Consider the following 14342-nt stretch of genomic DNA (forward strand, 5'->3'; position numbering starts at 1 on the left):
TTACTTGGCGGTTTGGGGAGAGGCCGCACCGTCCACTTCACGGCGGTAGTCCTCGTAAGGGAGCTTGGCCTGCGCCAGGCAACGCTGCCGCGCAGCCATGTCCGGCAGCTTGTTGCATTCGAGCTGCTGGCTTTGCTGGCCGGCGAGGTAGAGCTGGCGGGTGGAGCAGCCACCAAGCAGGAACAGCGGTACAGCCAATAAGACAAGGAAGATGCGGGACATAAAGCGGCTTTACTCAATGAGCCCGGATCAGGATACCTGCCCCAAGCGAGCGGGGCAGATACAGAAGCAACCTGATTGCTACGCAACACGCCTGCGCCGCCACAGTTTGCGCAGCAGCCAGACAAACACGAACAGCATTACCAGCCAGGGCAGCAGGTAGGCCAGCGCAGTCACGGTATTGGCCACGCCCTGGGCAAAATTGCCGCCGAAGTCGGAGAAAGCATGGCTGATCGGTCGCCAGAAGGCGTCGCCGCCGGAAACGTCCAGGGTGACGTCGAGCTCTTCGGTATCCACCCGGCGCAGTAGCTGGGCATGTTTGCCGCTCATGGCTTCGAGGTCGCTCTGTACCTCGGCCAGCTCCTTGTTGAGCTTGATCAGCTCATCCACGCCCAGCGCCTTGCGGCTTAGCAGCTCTTCGAGCTTGGCACGATAGGACTGCCGCATGGCCAGCTGCTTTTCCACGTCGGTGATCGGGCCGGCCAAGTCTTCGGCCGAGGTGGACTGGGACTTGATCCCTCCTTCGGTACTGAGCGCCGCGATCAGCTTGCGTATACCGGCCGGCTTGGCCCGAAAGCTCAAGGAGGCCGAGGCCCGGCGCCCACTGCTGATACGTGCACCCAGCATCTCGCAGGCATTGATGGTGTCCTGCTGGCACCGGGTCTGGGCAGATTGCGAGAGCGTGGCGATACGCTCTTCTGCAACTTCAACCATCAGCCAGTGGTGGTAGGCCAAGGTACGCCGCGGGGCGGCCCCGGCCGCTGCCTGGCCACCACTGCCTACGGGGGCCGCGGCCGGGGCAGCAGCCGGCGCAGCGGCGGACATTTCCTCTTTCTTGCCACAGCCAAGCAGGGCCAAGGCGGCCACAAGGGTCAGCAGGTAGTTACGCATCAAGGGTCCTTGCACTTGCAAACAGGGGGAGGCTGCTATCAGTGGTGCTCAATGCCACGCTGCACCACTATGCGCCGCAGTCGGGCCAGGCCGCGTGGTTCGCCATCGAACCACAGCCATTGGGTATCGCTCGCTCCTTTGCGGAGCAGGTATTGGCGGAAGGTGAGCGAGAGCACCAGCAGCAGCATGGCGCAGCCTACCAAGGCCAGCAGTGCGCCCATGCTGTAGAACAGCAGGCGGTCCAAAGGCAGGTCGGGGAAGATGGGTTGGGCTGCCACCGCCGTGGTGGCGCCAATGACGGTTAGCGCCAGCACCAATTTGGCGGCGCCGAACAGACGGCTGGGGGTGATACGCATGGCTCTCCTCGGGCACTCCGGCTTTTGTCATCGCGCAGCGTTGAGCATTACCAATCTGCGGTGTACGCGCATATTGCCATGAAGTATTCCGCGCCACTTCACCCAAATGGGGGATATCCCCTGCCCTAGCCGGCTGCCGGGCTGGCCGCCAGCGGGCGCCGCTCAGGCAGGGCCGCCCAGAGGCTGGCACCCAGAATGAGCAAGCCGCCCAGCACCGCCTGTGGCGTCATAGCCTCACCCAGCCAGGCCATGGCGAACAGGGCGCCCCACAGTGGCTCGCTGCCGGTGAGCAAGGCAGCGCGGCTGGGGCCACTGCGGCGTATGGCCCAGTTCTGAGCAAAGAAGGCGAACAAGGTACAGAACAGGACCATATAGGCGACGATGCCCCAGAAGACAGAGGACGCAGGCAGGGCTGGCAATGGCGTGGGCTGCAGCCCAGCCAGTATCAGGCAGCCCAGCCCCACTACCCCGGTCTGCAAGCCGGTGAGGCCCAGGGTGGAGATGGGCTGATCGGCAGTCAGCCGCCGAGTCATGCAGACAAATAGCGCACGCAGCGCGGCGGCCGCCAGCATCAGGCCGTCACCTAAATTCAGCTGCAGGTGAATGCTGCCGGTGAGCAGCGCGGTACCGCATAGCGAGATGCCCGCCGCCACAAAGGCGGTGCGGGATGGTGCTTGCTTGAGCAGCAGCCATTCGGCAAAGGGCGTGAGCACCACACACAGGCTGATCAAGAAGGCCGCATTGGCCGCCGAGGTATGCGCCACCCCCCAGGTCTCGCACAGAAAAATCGCCAGCAGTAGACCACCCAGGGGCAAGGCGGTGGAGAGCGCCAGCCTGGGGTGGCGACGCAGCTCGCGCCAGGCGGCGGGCGAGAGGATCAGAAAGGTCAGGCAGAAGCGTGCGGCCAGAAAGCCCAGCACCGGGTAGAGCAGTACCGCCTCCTTGGCGAGGCCGTAGCTGGTACCCCAGACCACGGCGACCAACAGCAAGAGTATTTCGGCCATGTCGCGGCTCCCGGATGTGATGTCAGCGGGGCATTATCAAACCAGACTTAAAAGCTGATAATCCACAGAATCAGAACAGCAGTTGTGCGCCATGGGAACAAATCGATTGGATCTGCTACTGCCCGACCTGGCGGTCTTCGTGCGGGTGGTGGATTGCGGCAGCTTCTCTGCGGCTGCTCGCCAGCTGGGGCTGACGCCCTCGGCGGTGAGCCGTACCGTGAGCCGGCTGGAGGGGCAGCTGGGCCTGCGCCTCTTGGAGCGCTCCACCCGCCAGTTGCGGTTGAGCGATGTGGGGGCCGAGGTCTACCAGCGTGGTACCGGCATGCTGCAGGCGGCACGCGAGGTAGTGGCCCTGGCCGAGAGCGCGCAGGAGACGCCGCGCGGGCTGGTACGTATCAGCATGCCCAAGGCTTTTGGCCGGCGGGTAATCCACCCCTTGATGCCGACCTTTCTGGCGCGCTACCCCGAGGTGGAGGTGCAACTGATTCTGAACGACCGCATGCTCAACCCGGTGGCGGACGAGGTGGACCTGATGATACAGGTGGCCGACCAGCCACCCGCCGCCCTGGTGGCCCGACCGCTGATGCCGGTGCGTCAGCTGCTCTGCGCCAGCCCCGCCTACCTGGCGCAACATGGCACACCCGGCCACCCTATGGAACTGGCACAGCACGACTGCCTTTACCTGGGAGAGACCGCCAGCGATGCCAACTGGCAGCTGCGCCGTGGTAGCGAGCAGCACAGGGTGCCGGTACGTGGTCGCTATATCTGCAACCATAGCGAGGTGCGCCTGGAGGGCATGCTGCAGGGCTATGGGATAGCGGTACTGCCACAGTTTATTGCTGCCCCGGCGCTGGCCAGCGGCGAGGCGGTACAGGTGCTGGCAGATTGGGAATACATCGGTGCCTACCAGGGCACGGCCTGGCTGCTCAACACCCCCAACACCCGGCTTACGCCCAAGTGCCGGGTATTGATCGACTATCTGCTGGAAGTATTGAGCCCGCAAACCGGGCTGACCGTGCCGGCCTGAGCAGGCAGCCCCCAATCCTTCAGCTGCCGCACCGATGCAGATAGGATAGGGACGCTTTTGCCATCTCATCGTTTGCAGGACATTCCTTGCCATGCCTTTTTCGCTACAACATACGATCTATATCCAGCTTTCCCCCGAGCGCATCACTGCCCGCAACATCCATACCGGCGAGCATTGGAGCGATACTCCGCATATCGCCCTGGCCGAACGCGGCCGCAAGGTGATCCTGGCGGTAGGTAGCAATGCCCTGCTGGCAGCGCAGGAACCCGGTGTGACGGTGCACAACCCCCTTGGCCACCCGCGCACGCTGGTATCGGATTTCACCCTGACCGAACAGCTGATGAAATATGCGCTGGCCAGGGTGGGATCGCGAGGCCTGTGCCGAGCCTCGCCCAAGGTATTGGTCCATCCGCTAGGCGACCCCGAGGGCGGCCTGGCCCAGGTGGAGATACGCGCCCTGCGCGAGCTGGCCCTGGGTGGTGGCGCAGCCAGGTCGCTGGTCTGGCAAGGCCCTCCCCTGAGCGACCAGGAGATCGCCAGCCGCAACCGGCCCCGTGAGGGCGAGCTGCTGAACTGAGCAGGAGCAAGGCCGCCCAACTTGTTGAACCTGGCGTCACTCACCACCTCCAACCTTCGTCCGGCGCTCAGCAGAGCACCGGCAAACAAGCCATAAACGCAGGAGGAAAGACCATGACGAAGCGCCCAATGCTCGCAGCCTTACTTGGCCTTGGTCTGCTGACCATGCCGGCCCAGGCCTTTACCCTGACCGTGTCACAGCAGGACAAGGTGGTCGCCCGAGTGGAACTACCCCGCAGCAGTGCCAAGGTCGACGTCAAGGGCGACAAGGTGAAATGCAGCCACGACAAGCAAAGCGGCATGATGCACTGCCAGGGCGTGGTCACGGCCCATCTCAGCGCCGATGGCGTGAGCATGGACGTGAGCGGTGACGAGCTGGTGTTTGGTGAAGGGGACGCCAGCAGCAAACCCGCCCCGGCGACCACTGGCAACGATATGCAGCGCTAGGGTATAGCTCCAGGGGGGCTGGATGCCTCCCCCTATTCCTTCAGGTATTTGTCGTAGATCGCCTGATAGCGGCCGCTTTCCTTGAGCCGTTTGAGACCGGCGTTGAAGTCGTCGCGGATCTGCGGGTCGCGAAAGACCGGGCGGTAGTCCTTGGGGTTGATCTGCGTGAAGGGCTGCTCCACCACCGGCAGTAGCGGGAAGCCCTGTTTTTTCAGCTGCAGACTGAAGTAGCGGAAGATGTTGCGGTCGCTCAGCACCACATCGTAGCGCCCCTTCATCAACGTCTTGACCTGGATCTCCTGGTCATTCTGCTCGTAGTAGTTGCCCGCCTTCTTGACCGGCTCCAGCCATTGCGGGTAGCGGTGCGCGGCACCGTTGAAGGCGATCACCGTCAGGCCCTTGAGGTCCTCGGGCCTGCGCAGGCTGAGGTTACGGCTGCGCAGGGTAATGAGCACATTGTCGTAAAACACAGCAGGTTCAGCGTAGTTGGCACCATAGGGCGTGAGGTCCTCGCCCAGGTCGGACATGGTGGCATCCACCTGCCGCTCCTTGAAGGCGACCGGTACCCGGGCAAAGGGGTAATACCGCGGCACCAGCACGTGGCCCTTGTAGGCCAGCGCCTCGCCGATCACCTCGATCTCGATGCCTGAATTGGTCTGCGGAAAGCAGAAGGGCGGAATCTTCTCGCCAAAGGCCATGGTGACCTCGGCAGCTGCGAGCGGCAAGGAAAGCACCAGCCAGGTAAGCCACCGCAAACGCATCATCCCCATCCACTCAAAAATATAATATCGCCCAGCATACACCAAGCCCCCCACGGTCAGGGCTGGCGTTGGTAGTCGCCGGGTACTAGCTTGTTTTCAATATAAACAACGAGCACCCAGACGGAGGATGAAATGGACGCCATGCGCTACAACCTGCTGAAGCGCCCGGAAGACCCGCACCGCATGGTGCGCTTTCGTGAACGGCTGCAGGACATCCCGTGGGCAAACAACGAATCACCCGGCGCACTGGACCAATTGTTCCGGGCGGTGGACGAGCTGGCCGAAGCGGAAGTGTATTACTACCATCGGCGGCGCAATACCCGCGCCTGGATATCCGGCGTGGCCCGCACCATCGCCTTGGCAACCGGCTCGATCGGCCTCTTGATCCCCTTGCTGGCCGGCGCTGGCCTTGCCTGGCCTGCAGGCCCCTTCCGGGCGGAGCTTGGTTATGTCTTTCTCGCCATATCCGCTGGCGCACTGACCGCCAATACGCTGTTTGGCGGCACCGCCGGGCACGTGCGCTTCGTGACTACCCAACTGAAACTGGAAAAGCTGATCACCGCGTCGCGCATAGGCTGGTATGACTACCTCAGCAACCCCGGCGCTGCGGATGAAGCAAGCAGACGCGGCTTCACCCTGATACTGGATTACGCCACCAAACTGCACGACATGGTCCTGGCCGAGACCGGCGACTGGGCAGGCCTGACCCTTGCGGCGTTGGAACAGTTCCAGAAAGACGCGCAGAACAAGGGTGCCGGGAAGACCCCGCCCTGAACCCTATCCCAAGCGAGGATCAACATGGCTCCCCCCCAGAACGCCGGTTACTCCGGTACCCCGCTCGCCAAGAAGCTCGGCCTCCCCGCCGGGGGTGAGGTGCTGGCCATCAATGCGCCCGAGCACTACCAGGACTGGCTCGCCCCCCTGCCGGCCGAGCTGCGCTTTGTGGATTCGGTCTCGGCACGGACTGACGTAACCCATCTCTTCACCGCGTCGCGGCAAGAACTGGCCGAGCAGTTGGACTATCTGCGCCACCGCATACGCCCCGATGCGGCCATCTGGGTATCCTGGCCCAAGAAGGCCGCCAAGGTACCGACCGATATCACCGAAGACGTGATCCGCGCGGTCTGCCTTCCGCTAGGCTATGTGGATATCAAGGTCTGCGCGGTAAGCGAGGTCTGGTCCGGCCTAAAACTGGTGATACGCAAGGAATTACGTGACTAGACATATTCGCCGCGAAATGAGGTAAGCACCGACGCAACAGGCGGACGCAGACTTGCGCGGGATCAAAATCCCGCTTCCCCCTCCATGACAGGCTGCGCCCATCCAAAACTGGGAGCAGCACATGGGCAAGCGCATCCTCATCATCCAGGGCCACCCCGACTGCAGCGAGCGGCACCTCTGCCATGCGCTAGGCAGCGCCTACCGGCGTGGCGCGCTGGCGGGTGGGCATGAGATACGGCATATCAACGTCACCGAGCTCGACTTCGCTCTTCTGCGCAGCCAGCACGAGTGGGAGCACAGCCCGCCACCGCCGGACATTGCCAGCGCGCAGGCCGATGTAAGCTGGGCCGAGCATATCGTGCTGATCTTCCCGCTCTGGCTGGGCGACATGCCGGCGCTCCTGAAGGCCTTTCTGGAACAGGTGGCCCGGCCGGGTTTTGCCTTCTCGGGTGACGAGCGCAACCCGCTGGCGCACAAGGGCCTGACCGGGCGCTCGGCCCGGCTGGTGGTCACCATGGGCATGCCTGCCCTGATCTACCGCTGGTACTACCGCGCCCACAGCATCCGCGCGCTCAAGCGCAATGTGCTCAACTTTGTCGGCATAGAACCGGTCGACGAGACCATCATCGGCCTCGTGGCACAGCTCAAGCCGCAGGTGGTGGAGCGCTGGTTCCGGCGGCTGGAGCAACTGGGGATGGCGGCGGCCTGAGGGGATCTCAGCGCTCGATCAACACCGCCTTGCCCTGATAGCCGCTGCGGCGGATCTTGTGCTGCAGCTGCATCAGCCCATAGAGCAGGGCCTCCGCCGTGGGTGGGCAGCCGGGTACGTAGATGTCCACCGGCACGATGCGGTCGCAACCGCGCACCACCGAGTAGCTGTAGTGGTAGTAGCCACCGCCGTTGGCGCAGGAGCCCATCGAAACCACGTACTTGGGCTCGGGCATCTGGTCATAGACCTTGCGCATAGCGGCGGCCATCTTGTTGGTCAAGGTGCCCGCCACGATCATCAGGTCGGCATGCCGAGGCGAGGGACGCGGCATCATGCCGAAGCGGTCCATGTCGTAGCGTGCCCCGGCCGCATGCATCATTTCCACCGCGCAGCACGCCAGGCCGAAGGAGAGGTACCAGAGGCTGTCCTTCTGCGCCGCATTGATCAGCCCCTCGACCGAACTCAGCATAAAACCGTCTTTTTCCAGGTTGCCGCTTAGCACCGCATGTCCTCCTCAAGGCAATGGCGGCACTGTAGGCAAAAGGTTGCGTCGATACTTGTACCGACACGACATGGCGCCGCTGGCGGTAGTTCAAGCGCCGCCGGCAACGATGCGCTTGCTGGACTCCTGGTACTGCACCAGCCGCAGCAGCGGGTCGTCCTCATACTGCAGCGGTGCGATCAGGCTGGCGGGCGACACGCCCATGAAGTCCATGAAGTCCCGGCTCATATGCGCCTGGTCGTGGTAGCCGGCATCCATGGCGATGCGGGTAAGCTGGCCCCAGCGCGGTGGCCGCAGGATCAACTGGGAAAGGGCGCGCACATAGCGCTGCATACGCCGGCCATCACGCAGCGTCTGACCATAGCTCGCCAGGTAGCGCCGTTCCAGTTGGCGCACGCCTATGCCCAGCGCCGTCGCGATCTCGGCCGTAGGCCGGTACAGCAAGTGCTGCGGCAGGCGGAAGTCGGCTGTACGGGATACCCGTGCAGCATCGCGCCGCAGCAGCCAATCCGATAGCAGGGCCAGCCAGTCGCGCGGGCCGGCGGCATACCAGAGCTGCTCCGCCAGTGCCGCGCCCTCGCTGCCCAGGCCTAGATCGTCCAACGGCACCGGCAGGTTGCGCAGCGCGGCCGGCGCATGGCCGAACAAGCGGCCAAAGGCGGCCGGCTCGATCAAGGCACTGATAAAGGTGGTGCCCGGCAGCCAGGTGGTAGGGGTAGCCTGGGTCATGGGGCCGCAGACAAAGGGCCGGTCGAACACCGTCACACCGCCATGCGGCTCATCGACCAAGGCTCCACCGGCCAGGAAGAAGGTGAGCATGGGGGACGGCGAGGCCGGCACGATCACACGCCCGGCACTGGACCACTCCAGATGGAAATAGCGCACCAAGCCCGCCAGCGCGGGTGCAGGCGGTATGGCCAGCCGACGTACAGGTGCATGCATGGGTGGTCTGTAGATGTCCAATCCGGCGCCCATTTTGCGCGCAGCGGCTCTATCGCGGCCAGTCCCAAGGCTTGTCCCGCGTCGCGCGACAGGAAATATTTGATTGAAAATCAAATATCCTTTGCCTTAAACCCCATTTTTCTGCAAGAAATGGACAGCCATACTCCGCTCCGTCATTCCACCCATGGAGTATCGCCATGCCCATTGCCCTCTTGGCGCTCACCCTGAGCGCCTTTGCCATCGGCACCACCGAGTTCGTGATCGTCGGGTTGATCCCCACGGTTGCGAGCGACCTCAATATCACCCTGCCCTCGGCCGGCCTTTTGGTCAGCCTCTACGCGCTGGGCGTCGCCATTGGCGCACCGGTGCTGACCGCGCTGACCGGCAAGCTGCCGCGCAAGACCTTGATGCTGAGCCTGATGGCGCTCTTTACCGTCGGCAACCTGCTGGCCTGGCAGGCGCCCGGCTATGAATCGCTGATCATGGCCCGCGTGCTGACCGGCCTCGCCCATGGGGTGTTCTTCTCCATCGGCTCCACCATCGCCACCGGCCTCGTGCCCAAGGAGAAGGCCGCCAGTGCCATCGCCATCATGTTCACCGGCCTGACCGTGGCCCTGGTGACCGGCGTGCCGCTGGGTACCTTCATTGGGCAGCACTTTGGCTGGCGCGAGACCTTCCTGGCCGTGGCCGGCCTGGGTGTGGTCGCCTTTATCGGCAGCCTGCTCTTCATCCCCAGGCACATCGCCCACACGCCACCGGCCTCCATCGCCGCGCAGGCGCGGGTGCTGGCCGAACCGCGCCTTCTGCTGGTGTATGCCAAGACGGCCATCGGCTACGGCGGCACCTTTATTCCCTTCACCTTCCTGGCCCCCATCCTGCAGGACGTCTCTGGCTTCAGCGCCAGTTCGGTGGGCTGGGTGATGCTGGTGTACGGCGTCTCGGTCGCCGTGGGCAATATCTGGGGCGGCAAGCTGGCCGACCGCAAGGGCCCCATTCCTGCCCTGCAGATCATCTTCGCCCTCCTGGCCCTGGTGCTGTTCGCGCTCACCTTCACCGCCGCCAGCAAGTGGCTGGCCCTGTTGACCGTGCTGCTGTGGGGCGCCGTTGCTTTCGGCAATGTGCCAGGCCTGCAGGTCTATGTGGTGAAGCAGGCGGAACGCTATACCCCGCATGCGGTCGACGTGGCATCCGGCCTCAATATCGCCGCCTTCAACCTCGGCATTGCCGGTGCGGCCTGGGCGGGCGGGCTCATCGTCACCCACCTGGGGCTGATGCACACCCCCTGGATCGGCGCCCTGGTCGTACTGGTCTCGCTGGCGCTGACCACCTGGAGCGGCAAGCTGGATAGGAAGGCTGGGATTCCAGTGCGCTTTGACGGCCCCGTGCCGGTAGGTCACTAGCAACCCGGCTACGTCGCCATGCGGCAGCCGAATTGGAAACCACGGCGCCTAGTCACAAAAATGCGGCCAGGTGTCTACCCAAAGCAAAAGGACAACGCTATGAACACCAACACCATTCCCGCCTTCGGCCTCGGCACCTTCCGCCTCAAGGACCAGGTGGTCATCGATTCGGTCCGCACCGGCCTTGAGCTCGGCTACCGCGTGATCGACACCGCGCAGATCTACGGCAACGAGGCCGAAGTGGGCCAGGCCATAGCCGAGAGCGGCGTAGCGCGTGATGCGCCCTTTATCACCACCAAGATCTGGACCGAGAACTACGCCGCCGACAAGCTGATCCCCAGCCTGAAGGAGAGCCTGCGCAAGCTGCGTACCGAGCAGGTGGACCTGACCCTGATCCACTGGCCGGCACCCGGTCAACCGGTGGCGCTGCCCGAATACATGGGCGCGCTGGCCGAGGCCAAGGCGCAGGGCCTGACCCGTCTGATCGGCGTCTCCAACTTCAATATCGACCTCATGCAGCAAGCCATTGCCGCGGTAGGCAAAGGCGAGATCGCCACCAACCAGATCGAACTGCACCCCTATCTGCAGAACCGCAAGGTGGCCGAGTTTGCCGCCAGCCAGGGCATACAGATCACCTCCTACATGACCCTGGCCTACGGCAAGGTGCTGGGCGATCCCGTGATCGCCGCCATTGCCGAGCGCACCCGCTCCACTCCGGCCCAGGTGGTCCTGGCCTGGGCGCTGCAACTGGGCTACGCGGTGATCCCCTCCTCCACCAGGCGCGAGAACCTGGCCAGTAACTTGCTGGCGCAGGAGCTACGCCTGAGCGAAGCAGACATGCAGGCCATCGCTGGCCTGGAGCGTGATGGTCGCCTGGTCAACCCGGAAGGCTTGGCTCCCATCTGGGATTAAGCCCTGCCCTTATCTAAAGCACGCCTGAAGTCATCTGCACGGCGGTGCCATACCGCCGTGCAAGGAGTTGTCATGTCTACCTTGCAGAAACTCGTCGCTGGCGGCCTGAGCATAGGCGTTGAACTGCCGCTCGATAACGACTGGTCACCCGAGGGCCAATTGGCCCGCCTGGGCACCCCTCGCCTACCCGGTGAGCCGGATATGGTGCAGCATGCGGAACTGGCGCGGCTGGCGGACAGCCTGGGCTTTCGCGCCCTATGGGTGCGTGACGTACCGCTCTACGACCCGCAGTTCGGCGATGCCGCCCAGGTCTTCGAGACCTTCAGCTACCTCGGTTACCTCGCCGGTATTACCCACCGCATCCTGCTCGGTACCGCTGCCGTGGTGCTGCCACTGCGCGAGCCCCTGCTTACGCTCAAGGCGGCTGCCACGGTAGAGCAGTTGAGCCATGGCCGCTTGCTGCTAGGCGTAGCCAGCGGCGATAGGCCTATCGAATACCCGGTCTTCGGCCGCGACTTTGCCGGCCGGGGCGGCAACTTCCGCGAGCAGGTCGCACTTTTGCGCGGCGCGGCCACCGCCAGCCTGCCGGAAGGTGTGCAACTGCTGCCCAGGTTGGAGCGGCCATTGCCGCTCCTGGTAGCAGGCCTCGCGCAGCAGAGCGCGCAGTGGGTAGGCGAGCATATGGACGGCTGGCTGGCCTACCCCGGCACGCCGGATGACCATGTACGCCGCAGCGCGCTCTGGCGCAGCGTGGCGGGCGACAAGCCCTACGTGAGTTTTATCCACCTCGACCTGCTGGCCGACCCGCACGCCCCCTTGCAGCGCCACCGTTTCGGCGCGGCGGTCGGCCGGTTAGGTCTCATTGAAGAGCTGCACGCCATGCAGGCGGCCGGGGTGCAGCATATCGGCCTGCACTTCCGCCGCAGCCAGCGACCGGTCGCCGAGGTGATGCAGGAGATCGCCAGCGAGGTGCTGCCACATTTTCATGGGGCGGATGCCGGTAATAGCGCGGAACACCGACTGACGGCTTGAAGATGGGAACGGCACTTGCCCTGCTGGGGTCAGAAAGGCAGAAGCCGCCGGATGTTTGATGCGGATCAAGGCAATGGTGGCGGCTGCGACCTACAACCTAGTGCATGCAGCAAACAGGAGCACGCCATGAGCTACCGCAATATTCTGGTCCACGTCGATAGCGGTCCGCACGTAGAGGCGCGGGTGCGTTATGCCCTGCAACTGGCCGATAGCTACAACGCCCATCTGACCGGGGTGTTCGTGGCCACCTCGGCCTATCTGGCCCCGCTGGGGCCGGACGCCGCCGCGGCCGAGGTCTACTACAGCATCAATCAGGATCTGGAAAAGGACGCCGCTGCCGCCCGCATCCGCTTTGAACAATGGACCCAGGCCTACCGCGAGCGTAGCAGCTGGCAACAGCATATCGGCTTGCCTGCGGCGGGGCTGAGCCTCAGCGCCCGCTACCACGACCTGCTGGTACTGGGCCAGACCGAGCCTGGCGTGCCCGTGGATGGCCTACCGGTCGACCTGGTGCAATCGGTGGTACTGGGCAGCGGCCGCCCGGCGCTGGTACTGCCCTATGCTGGCGAGGCCCACCTCGCCCGGCAGCATGCCCTGGTGGCCTGGAACGGCAGCCGCGAAGCAACGCGCGCCTTGACCGACGCCCTGCCGCTACTACGCCGCAGTGCCAAGGTGACGGTGCTGACCATCAGCCCCGATATCGGCCCCGACGGCCACGGCGAGCAACCCGGCGCGGACATCGCGCTCTATCTTGCCCGTCATGACGTGAAGGTGACGGTCGCGCAGGATGTGGGCATAGGCCGCGATATCGGAGCATCGCTCTTGAGCTGGTCGGCCGACCACGGCGTGGACCTGATCGTGATGGGGCTCTACGGCCACTCGCGCCTGCGGGAGTTCATCATGGGCGGGGCGAGCCGGACCATGCTCAATACGATGACCGTACCGGTATTTATGTCCCATTGAACGCCCATTGAGCGTCCGGCGCGCCCTAGAGCGTGCCGGCTTGTTCGAAGCCTGCCAGCAACTCGCCTGCACCAAGAACCAGTGCATCCGACTGATGGACCGGCGCGTTACCGTAAAAGCTTACGAGACCACCCTGTTCACCCACGAAGCGGCGCAGCGCTCGGCCGGAATGCTGGTAGATGGCATGGCGGAGGACAGCTTGGAGCATATGTTGCGGCGCTTCAGTGGCGTGGCGGCCCAAGGTTGGCTCATGCCCATCCTCCACCTGGAGGATGGCAACACCGCCGTTCTGTGCCACCCTTGCTGCTAGACACGCGAGGGAGCGCACATGAGTGCCAAATGGGAAGCCGCGCTGGACCGTTGGGCCAAGGCGGGTCTGGTTGATGCACCGCAAGCCGATCGCATACGGCAGTGGGAGCAGACACAGCGGCGGGGTGAGGGAACGAACAAGCTGGCCGCCATCGCCTTCAGCTTTGGCGCTCTGCTCCTGATCGCCGGCCTCCTGCTGTTTGTCTCGGCCCATTGGGAGGCCATGTCGCCCGCTGCGCGCTTTGGACTGGTACTGGGCATGGTGGCAGTGTTCCACCTGGCGGGTGCGCTCTGTGGCAGCCGCTCGCCACGCCTGGCGACTGCCCTGCATGCCGCCGGTACCGGCACGCTCGGTGGCGGCATCTACCTCGCCGGGCAGATCTTCAATATGGCAGAGCACTGGCCCGGCGCAATCATGCTGTGGGCCGTGGGCGCCGCCCTGGCGCTGGCGCTGCTGAGGGACTGGCCGCATGTACTGTGGCTGGCGGTGCTGGTACCCACCTGGCTGTGGGGCGAATGGCTGGAAGATGTCGTCTGGTCCGGATCGCGTTGGCAGAACGCCGCCCCCATCGTCGGTACCGTCCTCTTGGCCTTTGCCTATCTGGGCGCCCAGGCCAGGGACGACGACGCTATCTGGCGCCGCAGCCTGAGCCGCCTGGGGGCCATCACCCTGGTACCGGCTTGCATCATCCTCGGCATGGTGGACAGTGGCTGGGGAATACGCTCCGCGCCGGAAGGGGGCAGTACGGCCCTGCTGCTAATCAGCTGGATCGTCGCGCTCGCCCTGCCCTGCCTTGTCGCCTATTGCCTGCGCGGCCGCGGTGCAATCCTGCTCCTGCTGCCTGCGGTTTGGAGCCTCGTGGTCACCCAGTTCCACTGGGGGTCGAATGGGGACGAAGCGGCGCTGTACGCGCTCTACGCCTTGGCGGCCATCGGCCTTGCCGTCTGGGGTGTGCGCGCGCAGCGCGCCATGCTGATCAACCTGGCGGTATTTGGCTTTGCGCTCACGGTGCTGGGCTTCTACTTCTCCAGCTTCCTCGACAAGCTCGACCGCTCAATGAGCCTGCTGCT

General features: G+C 64.4%; 19 protein-coding genes. 12 read left to right on the top strand and 7 right to left on the bottom strand.

All coding sequences use genetic code 11. The annotated features are described in order from the left end of the window. The 4 genes from VIM95_RS15475 to VIM95_RS15490 form a co-directional block, all read right to left on the bottom strand. Entirely contained in the window at window positions 1-222 is a 222-nt protein-coding gene (locus VIM95_RS15475; RefSeq protein ID WP_331987428.1) for a hypothetical protein, read from the bottom strand. Between the two features lie 78 nt (window positions 223-300). After that, on the bottom strand, window positions 301-1110 hold the full coding sequence (locus VIM95_RS15480; protein WP_331987430.1) for a DUF4349 domain-containing protein: 810 nt from the start codon (window positions 1108-1110) through the stop codon (window positions 301-303). Window positions 1111-1148: 38 nt separating this feature from the next. Beyond that, window positions 1149-1466, bottom strand: a complete 318-nt coding sequence (locus VIM95_RS15485; RefSeq protein ID WP_331987432.1) for a hypothetical protein — start codon at window positions 1464-1466, stop codon at window positions 1149-1151. Window positions 1467-1591: 125 nt separating this feature from the next. Continuing rightward, the gene (locus VIM95_RS15490) at window positions 1592-2470 is read right to left on the bottom strand and encodes a DMT family transporter (protein ID WP_331987434.1); all 879 of its coding nucleotides are present in this window, start codon (window positions 2468-2470) and stop codon (window positions 1592-1594) included. A gap of 106 nt (window positions 2471-2576) precedes the next feature. On the opposite strand from VIM95_RS15490, the gene VIM95_RS15495 reads away from it, so the two are divergent. From VIM95_RS15495 to VIM95_RS15505, 3 genes are all read left to right on the top strand, one after another. Next, window positions 2577-3497: a LysR family transcriptional regulator gene (locus VIM95_RS15495; protein ID WP_331987436.1), complete on the top strand. Its 921-nt coding sequence runs from the start codon at window positions 2577-2579 to the stop codon at window positions 3495-3497. A 91-nt stretch (window positions 3498-3588) separates the two neighbouring features. Then, window positions 3589-4074 (top strand): hypothetical protein, encoded by a 486-nt coding sequence (locus VIM95_RS15500; RefSeq protein WP_331987440.1) that lies wholly within the window; start codon window positions 3589-3591, stop codon window positions 4072-4074. 113 nt (window positions 4075-4187) lie between these two features. Beyond that, window positions 4188-4520 carry a hypothetical protein gene (locus VIM95_RS15505; protein WP_331987444.1) on the top strand — a complete coding sequence of 111 codons (333 nt, stop codon included), beginning with the start codon at window positions 4188-4190 and terminating at the stop codon, window positions 4518-4520. 32 nt (window positions 4521-4552) lie between these two features. Here the strand turns inward: VIM95_RS15505 and VIM95_RS15510 are convergent, their stop codons facing one another. Beyond that, complete coding sequence (locus VIM95_RS15510) at window positions 4553-5275, bottom strand: ABC transporter substrate-binding protein (protein WP_331987448.1); 723 nt, start codon at window positions 5273-5275, stop codon at window positions 4553-4555. Window positions 5276-5413: 138 nt separating this feature from the next. On the opposite strand from VIM95_RS15510, the gene VIM95_RS15515 reads away from it, so the two are divergent. From VIM95_RS15515 to VIM95_RS15525, 3 genes are all read left to right on the top strand, one after another. Beyond that, entirely contained in the window at window positions 5414-6055 is a 642-nt protein-coding gene (locus tag VIM95_RS15515; protein WP_331987452.1) for an SLATT domain-containing protein, read from the top strand. 24 nt (window positions 6056-6079) lie between these two features. Continuing rightward, a complete protein-coding gene (locus VIM95_RS15520) occupies window positions 6080-6502 on the top strand; it encodes a hypothetical protein (protein ID WP_331987455.1) in 423 nt (140 codons plus the stop codon). Window positions 6503-6623: 121 nt separating this feature from the next. Then, on the top strand, window positions 6624-7211 hold the full coding sequence (locus VIM95_RS15525) for an NAD(P)H-dependent oxidoreductase (RefSeq protein WP_331987458.1): 588 nt from the start codon (window positions 6624-6626) through the stop codon (window positions 7209-7211). A gap of 7 nt (window positions 7212-7218) precedes the next feature. Here VIM95_RS15525 and VIM95_RS15530 read toward each other — a convergent pair whose 3' ends face one another. Continuing rightward, a complete protein-coding gene (locus tag VIM95_RS15530; protein WP_331987463.1) occupies window positions 7219-7713 on the bottom strand; it encodes an NADH-quinone oxidoreductase subunit B family protein in 495 nt (164 codons plus the stop codon). A 90-nt stretch (window positions 7714-7803) separates the two neighbouring features. Next, window positions 7804-8655, bottom strand: coding sequence for a helix-turn-helix domain-containing protein (locus VIM95_RS15535; RefSeq protein WP_331987467.1), 852 nt, complete (start codon window positions 8653-8655; stop codon window positions 7804-7806). A 197-nt stretch (window positions 8656-8852) separates the two neighbouring features. On the opposite strand from VIM95_RS15535, the gene VIM95_RS15540 reads away from it, so the two are divergent. From VIM95_RS15540 to VIM95_RS15565, 6 genes are all read left to right on the top strand, one after another. Next, complete coding sequence (locus VIM95_RS15540) at window positions 8853-10055, top strand: MFS transporter (protein ID WP_331987471.1); 1203 nt, start codon at window positions 8853-8855, stop codon at window positions 10053-10055. A gap of 99 nt (window positions 10056-10154) precedes the next feature. Further along, a complete protein-coding gene (gene dkgB / locus VIM95_RS15545; RefSeq protein WP_331987475.1) occupies window positions 10155-10967 on the top strand; it encodes a 2,5-didehydrogluconate reductase DkgB in 813 nt (270 codons plus the stop codon). Window positions 10968-11039: 72 nt separating this feature from the next. Further along, on the top strand, window positions 11040-11999 hold the full coding sequence (locus tag VIM95_RS15550; protein WP_331987477.1) for a TIGR03571 family LLM class oxidoreductase: 960 nt from the start codon (window positions 11040-11042) through the stop codon (window positions 11997-11999). Between the two features lie 126 nt (window positions 12000-12125). Continuing rightward, window positions 12126-12962: a universal stress protein gene (locus VIM95_RS15555; RefSeq protein WP_331987478.1), complete on the top strand. Its 837-nt coding sequence runs from the start codon at window positions 12126-12128 to the stop codon at window positions 12960-12962. Between the two features lie 7 nt (window positions 12963-12969). Further along, window positions 12970-13272, top strand: coding sequence for a hypothetical protein (locus tag VIM95_RS15560; protein ID WP_331987479.1), 303 nt, complete (start codon window positions 12970-12972; stop codon window positions 13270-13272). A gap of 18 nt (window positions 13273-13290) precedes the next feature. Next, a partial coding sequence (locus VIM95_RS15565; protein ID WP_331987480.1) for a DUF2157 domain-containing protein occupies window positions 13291-14342 on the top strand: 1052 nt, incomplete at its 3' end.

This window comes from Chitinimonas sp., assembly GCF_036568685.1.
Classification (GTDB): Bacteria; Pseudomonadota; Gammaproteobacteria; order Burkholderiales; family Chitinimonadaceae; genus Chitinimonas.

What these genes read in the sequence shown, in the direction of transcription:
- VIM95_RS15475 (WP_331987428.1), bottom strand. Translation starts at nt 222, where the DNA reads ATGTCCCGCATCTTCCTTGTCTTATTGGCTGTACCGCTGTTCCTGCTT.
- VIM95_RS15480 (WP_331987430.1), bottom strand. Translation starts at nt 1,110, where the DNA reads ATGCGTAACTACCTGCTGACCCTTGTGGCCGCCTTGGCCCTGCTTGGC.
- VIM95_RS15485 (WP_331987432.1), bottom strand. Translation starts at nt 1,466, where the DNA reads ATGCGTATCACCCCCAGCCGTCTGTTCGGCGCCGCCAAATTGGTGCTG.
- VIM95_RS15490 (WP_331987434.1), bottom strand. Translation starts at nt 2,470, where the DNA reads ATGGCCGAAATACTCTTGCTGTTGGTCGCCGTGGTCTGGGGTACCAGC.
- VIM95_RS15500 (WP_331987440.1), top strand. Translation starts at nt 3,589, where the DNA reads ATGCCTTTTTCGCTACAACATACGATCTATATCCAGCTTTCCCCCGAG.
- VIM95_RS15505 (WP_331987444.1), top strand. Translation starts at nt 4,188, where the DNA reads ATGACGAAGCGCCCAATGCTCGCAGCCTTACTTGGCCTTGGTCTGCTG.
- VIM95_RS15515 (WP_331987452.1), top strand. Translation starts at nt 5,414, where the DNA reads ATGGACGCCATGCGCTACAACCTGCTGAAGCGCCCGGAAGACCCGCAC.
- VIM95_RS15520 (WP_331987455.1), top strand. Translation starts at nt 6,080, where the DNA reads ATGGCTCCCCCCCAGAACGCCGGTTACTCCGGTACCCCGCTCGCCAAG.
- VIM95_RS15525 (WP_331987458.1), top strand. Translation starts at nt 6,624, where the DNA reads ATGGGCAAGCGCATCCTCATCATCCAGGGCCACCCCGACTGCAGCGAG.
- VIM95_RS15535 (WP_331987467.1), bottom strand. Translation starts at nt 8,655, where the DNA reads ATGCATGCACCTGTACGTCGGCTGGCCATACCGCCTGCACCCGCGCTG.
- VIM95_RS15540 (WP_331987471.1), top strand. Translation starts at nt 8,853, where the DNA reads ATGCCCATTGCCCTCTTGGCGCTCACCCTGAGCGCCTTTGCCATCGGC.
- dkgB (WP_331987475.1), top strand. Translation starts at nt 10,155, where the DNA reads ATGAACACCAACACCATTCCCGCCTTCGGCCTCGGCACCTTCCGCCTC.
- VIM95_RS15550 (WP_331987477.1), top strand. Translation starts at nt 11,040, where the DNA reads ATGTCTACCTTGCAGAAACTCGTCGCTGGCGGCCTGAGCATAGGCGTT.
- VIM95_RS15555 (WP_331987478.1), top strand. Translation starts at nt 12,126, where the DNA reads ATGAGCTACCGCAATATTCTGGTCCACGTCGATAGCGGTCCGCACGTA.